Origin of the sequence: Phyllobacterium sp. NPDC097923, assembly GCF_044760925.1 — a bacterium.
In the GTDB taxonomy this organism is placed as follows: Bacteria; Pseudomonadota; Alphaproteobacteria; order Rhizobiales; family Rhizobiaceae; genus Phyllobacterium; species Phyllobacterium calauticae.
Genome location: NZ_JBIWBL010000003.1, coordinates 536,915 through 555,393, shown reverse-complemented (window position 1 = coordinate 555,393; position 18,479 = coordinate 536,915). Strand labels below are relative to the sequence as shown.

At 59.3% G+C, this 18,479-nt stretch carries 17 protein-coding genes; 8 read left to right on the top strand and 9 right to left on the bottom strand.

Translation table 11 applies throughout. The features are described from left to right. Nucleotides 1-5: 5 nt before the first annotated feature. A complete protein-coding gene (locus ACIQWS_RS18330) occupies nucleotides 6-992 on the bottom strand; it encodes a DUF1402 family protein (protein WP_403182459.1) in 987 nt (328 codons plus the stop codon). A 236-nt stretch (nucleotides 993-1,228) separates the two neighbouring features. Between ACIQWS_RS18330 and ACIQWS_RS18325 the strand changes: the two genes are divergently transcribed. Continuing rightward, nucleotides 1,229-1,897, top strand: a complete 669-nt coding sequence (locus ACIQWS_RS18325; RefSeq protein ID WP_105733521.1) for a response regulator — start codon at nucleotides 1,229-1,231, stop codon at nucleotides 1,895-1,897. Next, entirely contained in the window at nucleotides 1,887-3,329 is a 1,443-nt protein-coding gene (locus tag ACIQWS_RS18320; protein ID WP_403182454.1) for a sensor histidine kinase, read from the top strand. Before ACIQWS_RS18325 ends, ACIQWS_RS18320 begins: the two co-directional genes overlap by 11 nt. A 15-nt stretch (nucleotides 3,330-3,344) precedes the next feature. Here the strand turns inward: ACIQWS_RS18320 and ACIQWS_RS18315 are convergent, their stop codons facing one another. The 4 genes from ACIQWS_RS18315 to ACIQWS_RS18300 form a co-directional block, all read right to left on the bottom strand. Continuing rightward, nucleotides 3,345-4,223 (bottom strand): ABC transporter permease, encoded by an 879-nt coding sequence (locus ACIQWS_RS18315; protein WP_346305088.1) that lies wholly within the window; start codon nucleotides 4,221-4,223, stop codon nucleotides 3,345-3,347. A gap of 17 nt (nucleotides 4,224-4,240) precedes the next feature. Then, nucleotides 4,241-5,059 carry an ABC transporter ATP-binding protein gene (locus tag ACIQWS_RS18310; protein WP_223614899.1) on the bottom strand — a complete coding sequence of 273 codons (819 nt, stop codon included), beginning with the start codon at nucleotides 5,057-5,059 and terminating at the stop codon, nucleotides 4,241-4,243. A gap of 103 nt (nucleotides 5,060-5,162) precedes the next feature. After that, nucleotides 5,163-6,179 carry an ABC transporter substrate-binding protein gene (locus ACIQWS_RS18305; RefSeq protein WP_223614898.1) on the bottom strand — a complete coding sequence of 339 codons (1,017 nt, stop codon included), beginning with the start codon at nucleotides 6,177-6,179 and terminating at the stop codon, nucleotides 5,163-5,165. Between the two features lie 163 nt (nucleotides 6,180-6,342). Continuing rightward, on the bottom strand, nucleotides 6,343-8,433 hold the full coding sequence (locus ACIQWS_RS18300; RefSeq protein WP_403182447.1) for a putative bifunctional diguanylate cyclase/phosphodiesterase: 2,091 nt from the start codon (nucleotides 8,431-8,433) through the stop codon (nucleotides 6,343-6,345). A gap of 275 nt (nucleotides 8,434-8,708) precedes the next feature. Here ACIQWS_RS18300 and ACIQWS_RS18295 point away from each other — a divergent pair, with 275 nt between their 5' ends. From ACIQWS_RS18295 to ACIQWS_RS18270, 6 genes are all read left to right on the top strand, one after another. Further along, the gene (locus ACIQWS_RS18295; protein WP_403182442.1) at nucleotides 8,709-9,467 is read left to right on the top strand and encodes a transporter substrate-binding domain-containing protein; all 759 of its coding nucleotides are present in this window, start codon (nucleotides 8,709-8,711) and stop codon (nucleotides 9,465-9,467) included. A gap of 46 nt (nucleotides 9,468-9,513) precedes the next feature. Continuing rightward, nucleotides 9,514-10,839, top strand: coding sequence for a diguanylate cyclase (locus ACIQWS_RS18290; RefSeq protein WP_403182439.1), 1,326 nt, complete (start codon nucleotides 9,514-9,516; stop codon nucleotides 10,837-10,839). A 331-nt stretch (nucleotides 10,840-11,170) separates the two neighbouring features. Beyond that, entirely contained in the window at nucleotides 11,171-11,842 is a 672-nt protein-coding gene (locus ACIQWS_RS18285; protein ID WP_403182436.1) for a hypothetical protein, read from the top strand. A gap of 41 nt (nucleotides 11,843-11,883) precedes the next feature. Next, nucleotides 11,884-12,204, top strand: a complete 321-nt coding sequence (locus ACIQWS_RS18280; RefSeq protein ID WP_346308490.1) for a DUF982 domain-containing protein — start codon at nucleotides 11,884-11,886, stop codon at nucleotides 12,202-12,204. Between the two features lie 138 nt (nucleotides 12,205-12,342). Further along, nucleotides 12,343-13,413: a P1 family peptidase gene (locus ACIQWS_RS18275; protein WP_403182432.1), complete on the top strand. Its 1,071-nt coding sequence runs from the start codon at nucleotides 12,343-12,345 to the stop codon at nucleotides 13,411-13,413. Between the two features lie 40 nt (nucleotides 13,414-13,453). Continuing rightward, the gene (locus ACIQWS_RS18270; RefSeq protein WP_346308492.1) at nucleotides 13,454-14,323 is read left to right on the top strand and encodes a D-amino-acid transaminase; all 870 of its coding nucleotides are present in this window, start codon (nucleotides 13,454-13,456) and stop codon (nucleotides 14,321-14,323) included. A 53-nt stretch (nucleotides 14,324-14,376) separates the two neighbouring features. Here ACIQWS_RS18270 and ACIQWS_RS18265 read toward each other — a convergent pair whose 3' ends face one another. The 4 genes from ACIQWS_RS18265 to ACIQWS_RS18250 form a co-directional block, all read right to left on the bottom strand. Beyond that, nucleotides 14,377-15,285 carry a LysR family transcriptional regulator gene (locus ACIQWS_RS18265; RefSeq protein WP_403182427.1) on the bottom strand — a complete coding sequence of 303 codons (909 nt, stop codon included), beginning with the start codon at nucleotides 15,283-15,285 and terminating at the stop codon, nucleotides 14,377-14,379. A gap of 92 nt (nucleotides 15,286-15,377) precedes the next feature. Next, on the bottom strand, nucleotides 15,378-16,892 hold the full coding sequence (locus tag ACIQWS_RS18260; RefSeq protein ID WP_403182423.1) for a serine hydrolase domain-containing protein: 1,515 nt from the start codon (nucleotides 16,890-16,892) through the stop codon (nucleotides 15,378-15,380). An 11-nt stretch (nucleotides 16,893-16,903) separates the two neighbouring features. Next, nucleotides 16,904-17,644, bottom strand: coding sequence for an ABC transporter ATP-binding protein (locus ACIQWS_RS18255; protein ID WP_105733504.1), 741 nt, complete (start codon nucleotides 17,642-17,644; stop codon nucleotides 16,904-16,906). Then, on the bottom strand, nucleotides 17,641-18,471 hold the full coding sequence (locus ACIQWS_RS18250; protein WP_403182419.1) for an ABC transporter ATP-binding protein: 831 nt from the start codon (nucleotides 18,469-18,471) through the stop codon (nucleotides 17,641-17,643). The genes ACIQWS_RS18255 and ACIQWS_RS18250 overlap by 4 nt, the downstream gene beginning before the upstream one ends. Nucleotides 18,472-18,479: the final 8 nt, after the last annotated feature.

The following is an 18,479-nucleotide window of genomic DNA, read 5'->3' as shown; positions in this document are numbered from 1 at the left end:
GCCGATCATTGCCCGTTCGATTGAAGAATGCCTTCGAGGTCATCGAGCTTTTCATTGATCAGCCAGCCATAATAGTTTTCGACCGGATATTTGCGGTTGCTGCCGCTTGCGATCGCCTGCCGCAACTCGGCGGCCCGGCGCCGTGGCTGCCCGACATTGTACAGGGTCGCCGTGATGCCGGGATTCTTCGAAATATCGAAACCCTGCGCCGCATAGGCGTCGATGGCATCGCGCAGGATTGCCGCGATGTAGACGACGCTGCGGTCGGGATCCATGACATCGCGATAAACCGCCTGAGGCTGATCGGGAGAAAGCTTTGGAAGTTTGCTGACCTGCGAGACAAGGTCCGTCACCTCCAGGGCCGCCAACGGGCTTATCTGACCGAGGCCAAACGTCTGACCGCCGTAGAACGGCTGAAAAAACGCCCGCTGCAGTGAAATGGGTTCATAGGCCACATCATCGACGGTCTTGCCCCTAAATCGGTCATCCCAGACCTGATCGCGACAATTCCACAACTCGGCGCTGGCTGTCAGCGCGGCGCAGGCGGCAAATTCCGGCCTTTTGACAAAAGCCTGGATCGTGACGCCCTTGTACCGGAAGGAGAAGTCCGCATTGGCATAGGCCAGCGCCTTGACATAATAGGTCTGCACCTTGCCGACGGCACTGACGTTGTACGTATGCTCCCCGACCAGCGCACCGACGATGTGAATGGGATCGATGTGATAGGCGCGGGCGGCATCCTTGATCTGCGCAACCAGCTTTGTCTCGCGCGTGAGCAGCGCAATGATCTGCTTGTATTTTTCGTCATATGTCGTGTTGAAGGCCTTCGCCCGGTCCGCCGATGTCTTGGGGATCGGTGGCTGCGTCTCGGAACGGTTGCCCGGCGGCACCAGCACCTCATTGGCAGCATCGGCCGGTTGCCCAAGGAAACTACCGATGCCAATGCCGATGACCAGCATTGCGGCCAAGCGAGATACCGCGGGAAAGCTCATAAAGTACGTCTCCATTCTTGACCGAAAGCATAGGGGAAGCATGCGCTCGAAATATACAGATAGGAATGTCACGCAGGTATGATTGTGGTAAAGATTGGGTCGGCACCTGCGGCTCTTTTCCACACCTGGCGCTCTTATCATGAATCCCTGCGCTGGCGAGATGCAAGAATCATGTTTGTCCGTAAAAAATCCACGCGCATTGGTAAATTCCTGCGCCCGTAGTATATCCTACGCGCATGCGCATACTCCTCGTTGAAGACAATCGTGATTTGGCATCCTGGCTCGATAAAGCGCTGCGGCAGGCCCATTATGCCGTCGACACCGTCTATAATGGCGAGGACGCCGACCATGCCCTGCGGGTCGCCGACTATGCCCTTGTCATTCTCGATCTGTCCCTGCCCAAAATGGACGGAATGACCGTGCTGCGGCGCCTGCGCAAGAGCGGCAGTACCGTTCCGGTCATCATACTGACCGCGAATGCAAGCCTTGGCGGCCGGGTTGCAGGGCTCGACGAAGGCGCCGACGACTATCTGGCCAAACCATTCGAGATCGCCGAACTGGAGGCGCGGATCCGGGCGCAGCTCCGCCGTGGGCATAACCGGGCCAATCCCGAGATCGAGCTGGGTGAATTGCTGTTCGACGGCAGGACGCGGCAGTTCTTTCTGTCGGGCAAGCTCATGTCGCTGACACCGCGCGAGCATGCGGTGCTGGAGCACCTGATCTTCAAGGCGGGGACGACGGTCAGCAAAACTGTCCTGTGCGAAAGTGTCTTCGGTTTCAATGATTTGGCCGATGCAAATGCCATAGAGATTTATGTTCACAGAGTACGCAAGAAGCTGGAAGGCAGTTCGGTGAAAATCGCGACATTGCGCGGCATGGGTTATCTTTTGCGCCATGGCGAGTGACCGCAAGCCCCAGACGCAGTCGAAATTCCGCCGTTTGTGGAAACGGCTGAGCGAGAGCCTGCGGGTCCAGCTTCTGCTCTGGATCGTTCTTCCGCTGATCGGTGTGATCTGCGTCAATCTCGTCATCAGCTTTCAATCTGCCGAGGCCACCGCCGATCTGGTCAGCGATCAGCTGCTGCTGGCGTCCGCCCGGGTGATTGCCGAAGCCGTGACGGTGGACACCAACGGGACGGTTGCCGTGGATATTCCGCCCGCTGCGCTTGAGATGTTCGATATCGGCCATGGCGACCGGGTTTTTTACCGGGTGCTGACGGCATGGGGAACCCTGGTCTCCGGCTTCGACAACCTGCCCGAACCCAAGAAGGAACAGGTGGGCGAGGATGCGATGTTCAGAGACTCTCCGGTACGCGTGCTGACATTGAACCACCCGGTGATCGGCCTGGCGCGGGATGCCGAAGTGTCCGTGTCCGTCGCGGTGACGCTGAATGGCGAACGGGCAATGCGGCAAAGGCTCTGGCTGTCGGATTTCACCAAACAGGTGCTGCTGGTTCTCGTCGCCGGTTTTGTCGCCATTGTCGGGCTGCAGCGCGGGCTCACGCCCGTCCTGCGCCTGCGCGATGCGGTGCGCGAACAGGGACGGGAGCGGCTTGATCCGTTTTCCCCCGAAACCGTGCAGACCGAACTGCGTCCCCTGGTCCACGCCCTCAATGATTATATGGAGCGCGTACAAAGCCAGATGGCGGCACAGAGGCGGTTCGTCTCCAACGCGGCGCACCAGTTGCGCACCCCCCTGACCCTGGTCGCGACCCAGGCAAGCTTTGCCGCCCGGGAACAGGACAACGACCGCCGCAACGAGGCCTTGCAGGCTCTCCGGTCCAGCACGAAGCAGCTCGCCCGCCTCGCCAGTCAGCTGCTGACATTGTCGCGTGCCGAACCGGGCAGCCGCAGGCCGCGGCGCGACAGGGTCGATATGACCGCGGCAACACGGCAGGTCCTCGACACCTATGCCGAAACGGCCTTGCGCCGCCAGATCGATCTCGGTTTCGAGGCCAGCGAACCGGCTTTCGTCGAAGGCGACGGCCCGATGCTGTCGGAGATGATTGTCAATCTCATCGACAATGCCCTGCGCTACACGCCGGTTGGCGGCACCGTCACGGTTTCCGTTTCCAAAGGTGATGAATGGGTGCAGCTTCGTGTCGAAGACAACGGGCCGGGTATACCCGACGATGAAAGGGCGAAGGTTTTCGAGCGGTTCTACCGCATCATGGACGTGCAGCCCGAGGGCAGCGGGCTGGGCCTTGCCATCGTCAAGGAAGTCGTCGACGGCGCTGACGGTACGGTGAGTTTGGGCGCCTCCCCGAGCGGAGGATTGACCGTGGACATCAAGCTGCCAACAATAAAACAGGACCGGAGCGAGCCGGTCCTGTCTTGATCGCCGGCTGCTGGATTACTGCATGTCGGTGTGCTGTTGCGGGCGCCACTTTGCCAGCCGGGTTTCGATCATGGTCATGATCATTTCCGCCAGCAGCGTAACAAGCATCACCAGAATGATGGCGGCATACATGCCGGCCGCATCGAATGTGCCTTTGGCAATCGAGATCAACTGACCGATACCAAAGCGCGCGCCGACAAATTCACCAACGATCGCGCCGATGATGGCAAAGCCGAAGCTGACGTGCAGGCTGGCGAAAATCCAGCTCATCGCCGATGGTACGATTACCGTGCGCGTCACCTGCCAGTTGGACGCCCCGAGAATACGGGCATTGGCAATCATGTTGCGGTCGGCTTCGCGCACGCCCTGAAATGCATTGGCGAACACCACGAAGAACACCATGATGAAGGCCAGCGCCACTTTGGATGCCAGTCCCAGCCCCATGATCATGATGAAGATCGGGGCAAGAACGACGCGCGGGATCGAGTTGATCGCCTTGATATAAACCGAGAAAATGTCGGAGAGAAACTGGTTGCGGCCAAGGCCGATGCCAACCAGAACGCCGGCAATGGAGCCTGCAAAAAAGCCGATCAATGCTTCTTCCATGGTGACCCACAGATTGAACCAGAGCGACCCTTCGGCGGTACCCTCCGTGATCCATTCATACAGGCGCATGACAATGCCGCTTGGGCTGGAATAGAAAAACGGATCGATCCAAAGCCTGTTGGCTGCAAGTTCCCAGATGCCGAGAATGCCGACCAGGATGACGAGCCGCCAGAACAAGACAGCGTGTTTGCGGCGTTGCATTGCCTTGAGAGCGGCAGCCTCTATTTCTGCGTCCGAGGTTCCGGCGCGGAAAATCGGAGCAATGTTTTCCAATGGGGTATCGGTCATGGTGAAATTCCTCCGGTTCAGGCTGCCTGACTGGCGCGGCGATAGCTCATTTCCACTTCATCGCGCAGATCTTCCCAGATCGTGCGGCAATATTCGATGAAACGGGGCTCGTAGCGAATGTCAGCAACCACCCGCGGACGCGGGAGATTGATGGGATAGACGGATTTCACCGTTGCGGGTCCGGCGGTCAGCACATAGACCTTGTCCGCGAGGGCGACGGCCTCCTCCAGGTCGTGCGTCACAAAGATGACCGAGGCCTTGCGTTCCGCCCACAGGCGCAACAATTCTTCGTGCATCACGGTCCGGGTCTGCACGTCCAGCGCCGAAAACGGCTCGTCCATCAGCAGGATTTCAGGCTCATTGATGAAAGTCTGGGCCAGGGACACGCGCTTGCGCATGCCGCCCGAAAGCTGGTGCGGATAGTGCTGCTCGAAGCGGGACAGCCCGACACGGGCGAGCCAGTCTCTGGCGCTGCGGGTGGCTTCCGCATGGGATTTTCCCCGGAAGAGCGGGCCGGCCATGACATTGTCAATGACATTGCGCCACGGGAACAAGGCGTCGGTCTGAAACACGAAGCCGACTCTTGGATCGATGCCATTGACCGGGCCGCCCATGAGGCGCACTTCGCCGGCGCTTGGCCGGGCAAGTCCGGTGACGAGATTGAGTGTTGTGGACTTGCCGCAACCTGTCGGTCCGACAACGGCGACGAACTCGCCGGGTTCGACCACCATGTTGAAATCGCGCAAGGCAGTCAGCGACTTGCCGGTCGGTGAAACGAAGCGGCGGCTGACATTGATCAATTCAATGGCAGGGGTCTGGGATGCATTGTCTTTCATGGCAAATACCTGGGGCGTGCTGAATAACGGGCGTGCACGCAATGCCCGATACCAAGGGATCGCTTCCAGCCGCTGGCGGCCGGAAGCGATAGGCTCGGAAAGGTTATTTGGCAGCTTTCACGAATTCAGACGTGAAGGTCTTGGAAAGATCGATCTGCTTGCCTTTGACGTTCTTGGAAAAGCTCGACAGAACGTTCAGTACGGTCTGCGGACCGTCCGCCGGCATCACGCCGTCTGCGGTGAACATGCCCTTGCCGTCGGCAAGCGCCTTTACATAACCTTCCTTGTCGCCGACGTAGAAATCCTTCGGCATCTTGTCGGCAATGTCATCCGCACTGTGGGTGTTGATGTACTTCAAGGTCTTGACGAAGGCATTCGCCAGCTTCTGCGTCGTTTCCTTGTGTGCATCGACCCACGATGTTTCCATATAGAGCGATGCGGCGGGATAGGTTCCGCCGAGAGCGGCCCGCGTGCTTTCAATCGTGCGCATGTCGATCAGGACACTTGCTTCCTTGGTCTTGAGCATGCGCGAGATGGTCGGCTCGGTTGTCATGCCCGCCTGGATCTTGTCCTGCTGCATGGCGGCAATGAATGTCGCTCCGGCACCGACAGGCACCGATGTAAACTCTCCGGGCTGCAAGCCGCTCTTGAAAGCCAGATACTGCGTGAGGAAATTGGTGGAGGAGCCAAGCCCGGTGACGCCGAGGCTCATGCCCTTGAAGTCAGCCGCAGACTTGATCTCGGGGTGTTTGGTCGAAACCAGTTCGACTTCGCCCGGCGCCTGGCTGAACTGAACGATCGATTCAACAAGCTTGCCCTTGGCCTGCAGGTCAATGCAGTGATCGTAGAAACCGACAACGCCCTGGACGGCGCCTGCCAGCAGCTGGTTTTCGGCATCGACACCGGCCGGTTCGTTGAGCAATTCAACATCCAGGCCTTCGTCCTTGAAATAGCCGAGCGCTTCGGCAAGCTTTGCAGGCAAATAGATGTGCTTTTCATAGCCGCCCACCATGATGGTGATCTTGTCATCGGCATGAGCGGCGGATCCGGCACCGAATGTGCTGGCGGCCATCAAAACGGCAAAAGAAGCCGTGTGAAAAAAAGAGCGTGAAAGTGCCATTGTTGCGTCCTCGATTTGTTTCCCGCACCCTCAATTCTTTGTCACACCGTGGGTGTGTTCTTATGGATGCAGGGGTACTATAGATGACGCAACCTTTCAGTTAGCTTTCAGCGGCAAAAAGCCGTTTTTCTGTTCTGCGATGCCCCTGTGGAACCGCGGAATTCTAGGCCGACAATGCCAGAATGGCAGTTGTTTGCGGCAGCGGTGTTTCCGCTGCAATGCCGTCTTCAATCCTGCTGATCTGGCCGCTGATCATGATCTGGTCCAGCGGGGCGGGCCTGCCCAGATAAAAGCCTTGCGCCGCGTCGCACCCCTCCGCATCCAGAAGCGACAGCTGGCTCTGCGTTTCGATACCCTCGGCCAGAACCGGGATGCTGAGGCTCTTGCCCAGCGCGAGAACCGCGCGAATAATGGCCTTTGCCTGCGGGCTCGTCTCGACTTCGCTCATGAAGGAACGGTCCAGCTTGATCGTATCGAAGGGAAACGACCGCAGGGTTTCAAGCGACGAATATCCCGTTCCGAAATCATCGAGGGCGATGGTGACACCCAGCTGTTTGATCTGGCGCAGGATATGCAGGGTCCGGACCTTATCGGCGATGATCGTCGATTCCGTCAGTTCAAGCTCGAGGCGGCTGGCGGGCAGCTGGGTTTCCAGCAGGATTTCATGGATCAGCTTCGGCAGGTCCGCATGGGAAAGCTGAACGGGCGACAGATTGACCGCGATCTTGTAGGCGGGCGTCCAGGATGTGGCGGCGGCACAGGCCGTGCGCAGAACCCATTCGCCCAGTTGCAGGATCAGACCGGTTTCCTCCGCAAGCGGGATGAATTCTGACGGCGGGATGAAACCGTGCTTCGGATGCTTCCAGCGCAGCAGGACTTCATAGCCGCGAACCTCGCCGGTCGAAACTGCGGTCTGCACCTGATAGTGCAGGTCGAGTTCATTGTTGTCGAGCGCCTCGCGCAGCTCCCCCGCCAATGTCCGGCGGGCCCGGACTGTTTCGTCCATTCCCTGTTCGTAGAAGCACACTGCCGTGGTCCGGTCGGCCTTGGCGCGATACATGGCAAGGTCGGCATTGTTGATCAGCATTTCCTTGGTATCGGCATCCTCGGGATAGAGTGCGACGCCGATGCTCGCTCCAGGGTTCACGTCAAAATCGCCGATGCGGATGGGCTTGAACATCGCCGTTTCAATACGCGCGAGAAACCCGTTCAGCGCTTCTCCACTGTGCGCGTGATGAATGGCGGCAAATTCATCTCCGCCCAGCCGCGCAACGAATTCCCCGTCGTGCAACAGATCGCTCATGCGCAGCGCCAGCGTGCGCAGAACCTCATCGCCGGAACTATGCCCACGGACATCGTTGATTTCCTTGAAGCGGTCGAGATCGATGCAGACCAGCGCAATCCGGTTTCCGGTATTGCCGGCTGCGCGGATTTCCCGGTCGAGGCGGTCATTGAAGCTGGCGCGGTTGGGTAGGCCCGTCAGACTGTCGTTCATCGCCATCTGGCGCAGCCGCTGATATGAATCCGCCCGTGTGCGGTCATCGATGAGGTAACTGACGAGCCCCGTACCCACGACAATCATGCCCACCAGCGCAATTGCCAGGGCCATGGCCTGCAGGGCCGCGTGATCGGTGAACGCACCCGCCGTCGACAACGGGGTAATTTTGAACGCCGTCATGCCGGTAAAATGCAGGCTGACAATGGCAAGCGCCAGCACGCCAGACGCAGCGGCCAATCGCCTGTTGAATTTGCCGTTGACGGCAAGGTGCAATGAAACGGCTGAAAGGACGACCGACAGAACAATCGAGGCCATCAGATAGGTCATGTCCCAATCAACGATACCCTGGACGCGATAGGCGAACATGCCGGTGTAATGCATGGCTGCGATGGATACACCCAACAGCGAGCCGCCGACGATGGAAGGCAGCCGGCCCGATCCGCTCGTGGCTATGACGAAACTTACCAGCGCCCCGCCGATTGCGACCAGAAGCGAAACGATGGTCAGGACGGCATCGAAGGCGACGGGCGCTCCCGGATCATAGGCCAGCATGGCGATGAAGTGGGTACACCAGATCGCCGATCCCGCTGCCGTTGCCGTCAGGAAGTGCCATCCGATTTTTTCTGGGCCTGTTGTATTCGCCGCCCGCTGGAACAGGCGGAAAATCGCCCATGAACCCGATACGCAAACGAAAGCCGCAAGGAGAACAAGCCAAATGTTGTGTTTTCCGCCGATACACGCCATCACCAACATCATGATTACGGTTCTCTCTGTCCCTGTTTGCATCCTCCCGTGGTCTTCCACTACGGACAAACACTTGATGTTGAATTAACGGATCAGGTTATTATTGGGTTGATTTCCAGCTCGCCCAATGGGCGGCACACGAACGTCCCGCCGAAGCCGGTTTTTCTAAATTTGAACTTGAGCTGTTCAATCAAAATAAATCATGTCGCGACATCGCGGGGCGCCGGTTACACTTTATTCATTTCGAGGCAACCAAATGGTTCAAAATGCTATTTGGAGCACACAAGATGAAATCGGTATTGGCTCTTGCAATTGCAGCTTTGGTTTCGCTCGGCGGTATGGCTTCGGCGGAAAAGCAGACACTGAGAATAGCGACCGAGGGCGCCTACCCTCCCTTCAATTTCATCGATGCCTCCGGCAAGCTGACCGGTTTCGACGTCGAAATCGCCCATGCCCTCTGCAAGGAGATGGACGCAAACTGCTCGATCGTCACGGTGCCGTGGGTGGAGATCATCACGCGGCTTGAACAGCACGAATACGATCTCGTGGTTGCCAGCATGTCGCTGACCGATGAACGCGCGAAGCGCATGGAATTTTCCACGCCCTATTACCGTTCCCATTCGGCTTTTGCCGGCGATCCGCAGAAATTCCACGACATTTCCCCCGCTGCCTTGAAGGGCATTAAAATCGGCGCGGGCAAGGATACGATGCAGGCCGAGTATCTCAAGAAAGTCTATCCCGAAAGTACGATCATTCTGGCCGCGGATCAGCCCTCCGCTCAGAAACTGCTGACCTCCGGCAGTGTCGAGCTGATGCTGGCGGACTCGATAGAACTGCTTGCCTTTCTGCAGTCACCCGAAAACTCCAGGTTCGACTATGTCGGTGATCCGCTCACCAGCGATCTCCTGCGCAGCACATCGCATGTGACGGCCTCGAAGGGCAATGCCGAGCTTATCCAGCAGGTTAACGAGGCGTTGAGCCAGATTCGGCTCAACGGAACCTATGACCGGATCAACAACAACTACTTTCCCTTCAGCATCTATTAGGCCGTTACCCGACATGCGTAATCCTTTTCAGGGAATGCAAATTTCAATGCGGGCTGCAGGCCAGCTCCTGATTGCGCTTGTCCTCGTCTATGCCGTTGCGGCGGCCGGCTATTCATTCTTCCTGCTGCAAAAGATCGAAAGCAACGCCGATTACGCGCAGGAAAACCAGCTGCCGCTCGTCCTGGCCCAGAACCGCAATGCCCTGAAGATCGAACGGCTGGCCTCGCTTGTCCGCTCGGCCTATCTCGCCCGGGATCGCGAACTGGAACGGCAGGTGCAGCTGCAGACCCATGTCCTCGCCCGAAGCTTCACCCTGGATAACAATGCGCAACTGGCCGACAAGGTGCTGGAAGTCGCCGAACAGGTAAAACGCATCATTGCCAAGCGGGAACAGATCAGGCGAAGCGAGGCACTGGCCCAAACGAAAACCGAAGGGATTTCGGCCGCACAGCTGGATAAGCAGGCGCTCGAGGCCTATCAATCGGCCATGCATCTGACGGACAGCCTGACACAGGACCTGACGACGGATGCCGCGGCGCTCGCCTATGCGATGTCCGGCGACATTCAGAAGACCGCCAGGATGATCCAGCTGGCGTGGATCGTCATCCTGATACTCCCGGTGGCAATCGCCATCGGCGCGCTGTTGGTTGTGGCCCGCCACATCATTGCCCCCATCCATACGGCGATCAACTATCTCGGGTCGATTGACCGGCAGGAAGCGGGCGACGTCAAATTCCGCCATCCCTTGTTCCGGGAGCTCTCAACCATTTTCGATGCCATTCAGGCCTATGGCCGGGTGTCACGCGACCTGTTGAAGACCAACACCATTCTGCACACCCTGTCCGAGGAGGATGGCCTGACCCGGCTCGCCAACAGGCGCAGTTTTGAGCGAAAGCTCGTTGAGGCGTTCAACACATCCGTCGAGCGAGGCGATGATCTGGCCATCGTCATGGTCGATCTCGATCACTTCAAGTCCATCAATGACCGCTACGGCCATCAGGCCGGCGATGCGTGTCTCAAAGCCGCCGCCAGCGTCCTCAGTAGCGTCTGCTCGGACCGGGTATGTCATATCGCGCGGTACGGCGGAGAAGAATTTGCCCTTGTTCTTCCCGCCTGCAGCCTGGAAGACGGTGTCTGCGTGGCAGAGGCGATCAGGACCGCCATCAGCAGCCTGCGTATCAAGGCCCCGCAGGACGACATCATAAGAATGACCGCCAGCCTTGGCGTCGCGTCGATGCGAAGCGGCGTTTTCGACAGTTCGGAACAGATTCTGGAAAATGCCGACAAGGCGCTGTACCGGGCAAAACACAGCGGCCGGAACAATGTCAAGGCAATCACCGGACACGACATTGCCGTACCGATCGTCGCTTGAGCCGGTAACCGGGCAGCCAACGCGCGCCGTTCTGACGCTGTGTGGATCAATCGGGAAGAATCCGGACAAATTGCGTCACTAGAAAGAAGGCGCGGAAACGTATAGGTTGTCGCTGCAACTTAAGGTTTTATTCATCCGGGGACAATGCGATGAGTCGGCCCTCAAAGTGACAAAGGCCAGCACCACTTGCCTGGCAAATGCCGGCCTATCACCCGAGCGGCTGACTGACGCCGGCCTCGGTTCCCCATATCCGATTGCATCGAACGATACTGATATAGGCAAGGCGCTTGTTCGCCCGATCGAATTCTCTGTCAAATAGGAGAGAACGGCAATGACCTATCTACTTTCGACGTACTGGCCTTGGATGTTGATTGCGCTTCTTCTGGGTATTGCAGTGGGTTTCATGACCTTCCAGCGATCGGTCCAGGCATGGCGGCCGGTTTCCTGGCCGGGCTGGCTTAGACTGCTTTGTCTGCTCTTCGTCGTCGGCCTCGTCGTCGCGGTGCTGAAATGGCTGCCGGGTCTTGCCGGGCAGTCTCTGGAAGCGGCCCTGCTGCTTGTCGGCAGCTACATCGTCGGTTATTTCGCCGGCAGCTGGCTGGCAAGTCTGCGCGCCGCCGAACCGGCTGTCCAACAGCAACCCGCCATGGCCCCAGCGGCGGCACCGGTTGCCGCCGCGCCGGCCGCAACGGCTCTGGCCAGCGACGGTCATCCCGGACAGCGCCCGCCATCAATCGACAGGGTTGCAACCCCTGATAATCTGAAACGGATAGCTGGCGTCGGCCACACCAACGAAATCAAACTCAACGAGCTCGGCATCTGGACGTTCAGCCAAATCGCGGCGTGGAACCATCAGAATGCGGAATGGGTCGGGAGCTACCTCTCCTTTCCCGGACGCATTGAACGGGAAGACTGGATCGGTCAGGCGGCACGGCTTGCACAGGGCCTGGAAACGGAATTCTCACGCAGGGTGGATCATGGTGATGTCCCCACATCGCTCTGACGCAAGCACGCGGGAACGCCGGTTGCGGCAGGGATGACTCATTGCTGCCCCAAAATCCTGCGATCATCGAGATGTTGGAATCATGCGATGGAAAAGAGGAAGAGATGAGTGAAAAACGTTTTTCTGTCCCCGTTGCAGTACGATTGGGCATTGCGGGACAGAGGATGATCTACAGCACATGGGAAGCCGTAGAATGTCTCAAAATCCACTGGCCGCGCAATCACGGCCCCAAATACCGGAAGGCACTCCAATCCTGTATGGACGCCCTTGATGGGTGGAAACCAGCCCACAAGGCCCGGCGTGCATTTGTCGATGCGGCACGCGAGGCCGGCATTTTCCTTGAGGTCAAGCCTCTGCATTAGCCTGCCTCGCCTGATCGCTGTGGTCGCGGTAAATTGCGGTGCCGTGCCTATTGCGCATTCGACATAGAACTATTCCACATTTGCGATGCCATCCCGTGCCGAAGAGCGCTATGAAAACGCCATAAGGGAGCGCACGGGATGGCACAGGCCAACGGCAACACACAACGATCGAGAGCGCGGGACATCGGCATTGCTCCCGGCCACTATCCGCCCGGCCCGCTCAACGCGATCAGCGATGTGGCTGGCGTGCGTGTGGGGCACGTGACGATTGTCGAAGGCGAAACCATCCGCACCGGCGCTACCGCGATCCTGCCTCATGGCGGCAACCTGTTCCAGGACAAGGTACCGGCCGCGATTGCCGTGCTCAACGGTTACGGAAAGTTCGCCGGATCGACCCAGATCGAAGAGCTGGGCGAGATGGAAACGCCGATCCTTCTGACAAACACATTGGCAACCGGCAGGGCCATCGAAGCCATCAACCGCTGGACCCTGTCGCAGCCGGACAACGGCCAGCTGGTCTCCATCAATGCCGTGGTCGGCGAAACCAATGATTCCCGTCTCAATGACATCCGCAGCGGGCGCCCCAGCATCGAGGAGATGGCCGCGGCGCTTGCCGCGGCCACCGACGGCCCTGTCGCGGAAGGCAGCGTCGGCGCAGGCACGGGAACGGTGGCCTTCGGCCTGAAAGGCGGCATCGGCACAAGTTCCAGACGCGTCAGCACAGGCGGCAAGGATTATACCGTCGGCATTCTCGTCCAGTCCAACTATGGCGGGCATCTGCGCATCGATGGCCAACCCTATGCCAGTTCGGCAAGTGAAGACCGGGACGGCTCCATCGTCATCATCGTGGCCACCGACGCGCCTCTGTCTGATCGCAATCTGAAGCGTCTGGCCACACGCGCTTTTGGCGGCCTCGCCCGAACCGGTGCGGCGCTGAGCAATGGTTCGGGCGATTACGCCCTGGCCTTTTCCACCGCACCGGAGGTTCGCCGCACGAAAAAGCAGCGCAAGAAAGTCACGGCAATACCGGATTTGCCCAATGAGCTTGTGTCGCCGCTGTTCGAGGCAGCCATCGAAGCAACGGAAGAAAGCATCCTCAATTCCCTGTGCATGGCGCAAACCACCGAAGGTTTCAATGCTGGCACATCAAGCCCCAACCGGGTCGAGGCCATCTCGCTCGCGACATTGAAGCGCCTCGCCCGCCGATGATTTCCCGGCCGGCGTACCCTTTTCATACCAAGGAGTTCCCATGAAACACACGGCCGACAGCCGCATCGCCTACGTCAACGGCGCGTTCGTTCCCGCTGCGGAAGCACATATTTCCATCTTTGATCGCGGCTTTCTTTTCGGCGACGGGATTTATGAAGTCACTGCCGTTCTTGGCGGCAAACTAGTCGACAGCAAGCCGCACACCACGCGGCTGCAACGGTCGACGAATGAGATCGGCATCCGGATGGCGATCTCGCCCGAAGAGATCGAGCAGATTCAAAAGACCCTGATCGAGCGAAATGCGCTCGTCGAGGGCTTGATCTATCTGCAGATGACGCGCGGTGCCGAGGAACGGGACTTTCTGTTTTCCGATGACCTCGAACCGACGCTTATCATGTTCACCCAGGTCAAGAAGCTGATCGATTTGCCGGCCGTGAATACGGGGCTCGCCATCAAATCCGTCGACGACATGCGCTGGGCGCGCCGGGATATCAAGAGCACCTGCCTGTTGCCGCAGGTCCTGGCCAAGCGTATCGCCAAGGAAGCGGGCTGCCAGGAAGCCTGGATGATCGAAGACGGCCTGGTCACGGAAGGCGCATCCTCGACGGCCTATATCGTGACACCGGAAGGCTCGATCGTCACCCGTGCCAACAGCAGCAAGACGCTGCCCGGATGCACGCGTCTCGCTCTTCTGCAGCTGGCACAGGAAACCGGCATGCGTATCGAGGAGCGCCCGTTCAGCCTCGCCGAGGCTCTTGCCGCCACGGAGGCGGGCATGAGCAGCGCATCCAACTTTGTCCTGCCGGTCACGACGATCGACGGACTGCCCGTTGGCAACGGTACACCCGGCCCTGTCATGCGGCGGTTGCGTGAATTGTATATCGAGCACGCGTACAAGACGGCGGTCTGACCCTCGGCGCTACGGATCTGCCTTTCCATATCGGCAAGGCAGATCGGACGGCGTCAGTGCGATGACGTCATTTCGGCGATGGCTTGCCAGACGCGGCGAACCACGGGCCGCCGGTTTTGCCGGGACCGGTAAAGCCGGATGTCGACGCTGATATCCCAGCTTGGATCGGCAGCGCGGACCAGCGCGCCCTGCGCGAGATCGGCTCGTGTCAGGCTCTCCGGTGCCCAGGCGACACCCCAGCCGGCAAGCGCCATGCCCGTCAGTCCGACGGCCATGCTGCCCTCATGCACAAGCGTGTAGTCCGGCTGCCGCCTGGCAAAGAGATCAGCCATCAGCTGGCCGAAGAACGAAGCCTTTTCATAGCTGATATAGGCGACCGGTTTTCCCTCATGGCCGAGCGCATGCAACGGTTCTCCATCGGCGCCGGGTGCCGACACCGGAATGATATTTTCCGAACCGAGCAGCTGATACTCGAACTCCAGGGGATCGAGCAGCAACGGCACCGACGCGTGGGCGTAGGTCAAAAGGAAGTCGCATTCGCCATCCACCAGGGAATTGGCGTTCTGTTCCATGATGCCGGAGTCCGGGCGCAACCGGGACAGGACCGGTCCGGTTTTGATGTTCAGCGCCTTCAGCCATTCCGGGAAAAGGGTGAATGACAGGGTGTGCAGCGCCGTGAAGGTGATCGTGTGCGCATCGATCCCTTCGTCCACCTTGAATTTGCGCCGGGCCTGATGAAGCGTCTTCAACGCCTCCTGCGCGACGGGCACAAACTTGTCTCCCGCATCGGTCAGGCGGGACGGATAGGTCGCCCGGTCTATGAGGGTTGTTCCAAGCCAGGCCTCCAACTGCTTGATGCGCCGGCTGAAAGCGGACTGCGTGACATGTCTCTCATCGGCAGCTTTCGAAAAATTCAGCGTATTCGCCAGCGCGAGAAAGTCTTCGAGCCACTTGATTTCCAATGGGACGGTTCCTGCTTAAAAAACAAAAAGGCACCCGCAGTGGGCGGGCGCCTTCCCGTATTACGGAAAGCGATGCGGATTTCAAATCAAAATCAGCGTGCCAGCGTATATTCCATCATGCGGCTGCGGCTGAGAACCAGCTCGACTTTTCCATCGGCAAGGCAATGCAGGCAGATGCGCTTGCGCCAGGGTCCATCGATGAGAGTGAAGAGGAAACGGCCATTGCCCAGGGGAACCAATGGCATGGCATGGCGCGTCGGGCCGATCCCCATGACTACCATGCCATCGCGGATATCGAAACGCGCCCCATATTCAGCGGCGACCCAATGGCCGTTGAGATCTGCGGATGCCAGTCCCGGCTTTACCGGCAGGAATCGCCGCTCGATATAACCCGCCTCGCCTTCCAGAGCCGTGCCGGTCCAGCGCAGCCGCATCGGCGAGGAAGCGGATCGCGATGAAAACCAGCCGTCGCCATCGTCATAGAGCGTGTCCTCGGCGTCGAGATAGGTGGCAATGCCGCCGGCCATTTCAATCCAGTACGGGCCGGTTTCCGTGACGTAGAGACCGTCGGGAATGGTGCAGTTTGTCCGCGGCAGCGGCAGTCCCGTGAGGGCACCCATCGCGGCCAGGGCAATCTTGTAGCCGTTGGTATCGTCGCGATTGGACACAACGACAAACCCGGTTCCCGCTTCCGGATCAAGGAGGAAATAGGATTTGTAGCCGGGGTGAGAACCGCCATGGCCGACGAAACGGCGCCCTGTCAGTTCCGACCAGCGCAGACCAAGTCCGTAACTGGATGGGCGGCCATCGCCCATACAGCGGGTGGCGGAAAGTGTCGCGAGCAGGCCCGCATGGCGATCACCGCCTGCAAGCAAATGCTGCAGCCATACGGCAAGGCTGTTGCCGCTCCCCGTCAGACTGCCGGACGCGGAGATATGCAGGCCGGCAGCACTGAGCTGCCACGTTTCACCATCCTTGAAATAGCCCGGCACGAGACCGGAAACCGGATCGTTCCACACTTCCGGTGCCTTGAGGAAGATACCCAGCGGACCGGCAATCTCATCCTGGACAAAAGCGTCGAAGGTCTTCCCCTTGCGTTCGAGAGCCGCTTCGACCAGACGATAGCCGGTGTTGGAGTACGAAACGTCCGTACCGGCATCGAAGTTCAGCCGTGTCAGCGAGCTGAGAAAATCCAGGAGCGGCTGTTTCTGTGTTTCCGTGTAAACGGACAGCCCGAGAAGCGTCAGGCATTCGCGCACATCCGGCAGACCGCCGCTCATGTCGAGGGCACGGCCAACGGTCACGTCGGCGAGCGGCGCCTGCAGCTCCGCAAGATGGTCACCGAGGCGATCATCCAGCGCGATAAGACCAGCGTTTTGCAGCACCATCGCCGAAAAAACATGCTTGGTCACCGAGGCGTAGCGCACCACGCTGTCAGCTGAAAACGCCGTGCCTGTCGCAAGGCTTTCCAACCCCCCGGCGTAGGCGGAGCGGATGCCTTGCCTATCGAAACCGATGATGGCCCCGCCCGGCTCGTTGGCCGGCCATTGACTTGCAAAGTTTTCGGCACAGGCCGCAGCGGCCACCCAATTCAAACTGACGGACATCCTGTCCTCCGTTATGCCGGTTCTTCGAGATCGATGCTCAACGTACGAAGCGCCGATGTATGCGCGTGTTTCGTGCGTCCTGCCCGCAGATCATCGGCGCTCAATTGCTCGACCATCTCGCCGTTCAGCATGACGCCAAGCTGCGGGCACAGATGCGCGATGACCGCCAGATTGTGGCTGACGAGGACATAGGTCAAATTCCGTGCCTGCCGTAGATCCGCCAAGAGGTTGAGAATTTCCGCCTGCACCGAAACGTCAAGCGCGCTGGTCGGCTCGTCCAGCAGCAGGACCTGCGGTTCGGCAATCAGCGCGCGGGCAATGGCAACACGCTGGCGCTGGCCGCCGGAAAGCTGGTGCGGATAGCGAAAGCGCACGGTCTGCGGCAGGGCAACGTCCGAAAGTGCCTGCTTGATGCGTTTTTCAACGTCCGGCAGCTTGTGCACCAGGAGGAGTTCACTGAGAATCCGGTCGATGGTCTGGCGCGGGTGCAGCGAACCGAACGGATCCTGGAACACCATCTGCACCTGACGAAAAAAAGCCGGCGGACGCTTCAGCGGCGCATCCGTGCCATCGAAGGCGATGCGCCCGCTCCAGTCTTCATTGAGACCGGCCATCGCGCGCAGAACCGTTGATTTGCCCGATCCGCTTTCCCCAACGATGCCGAAGCTGCCGCCCTTGGCAACATCAAAGGAAACGCCGCGGACAACTTCATGCGTGCCGAATGAGATTCTGAGTTGATCGACCTTGATCATGGGTTGAGCCACGCTGCATCGCGAGTGAGAACGGGAAGTCTTTCCTTGGGGTGCATCAGCGACGGCATGCAATTCAGCAGGCCCTTCGTGTAGGGATGCTGTGCCATGGCGAGCTCGGAAGCCTTGAGCTCTTCCACAACCCGGCCGGAATACATGACGGCAACCCTGTCGCAGAAATGCGAGACCAGCGGCAGGTCATGGCTGATCAGGATGAGGCCCATGCCCCGGCGCGACACCAGATCGTCAATGAGACGCAGGATTTCCGCCTGCACCGTTGCATCGAGTGCGCTGGTCGGCTCATCGGCGATCAGCAGTTCCGGATCGGGTGCCAGCATCATGGCGATCATGACGCGCTGCCCCATGCCGCCCGAAATCTCGTTGGGGTAAGCACCGGCCACCTTGCGGGGTTCACGGATCATTACCTGATCCAGCAGTTCAATGGCGGCTTCCGCCGCTTCTTTCCGGCTGCCCTTCTTGTGGGTGGGCCATGATTCGGCAATCTGGCTGCCAACCGTCTTCACCGGATTGAGCGAATATTTCGGGTCCTGCAGAATGAACCCGGCACGCTTTCCGCGGATCTGGCGCATGCCGCGTTCCGAAGCACCGAGAATGTCGATGCCATCGAACGCAAGCCTGTCGGCTTCAATCCTGGCATTGCTTGGCAGAAGCTTCATCAGGGCGCGCGCCGTCAGGGACTTGCCCGAACCGCTTTCGCCGACGATGCCGAGTTTTTCTGTGCCCAGCTGCATGGATACGCCGCGCACGGCCTCGAACCGGCTTGTTCGTGTTTCAAAGGCAATACGAAGGTTCTTGATATCGACCAGCATCCTGTTTC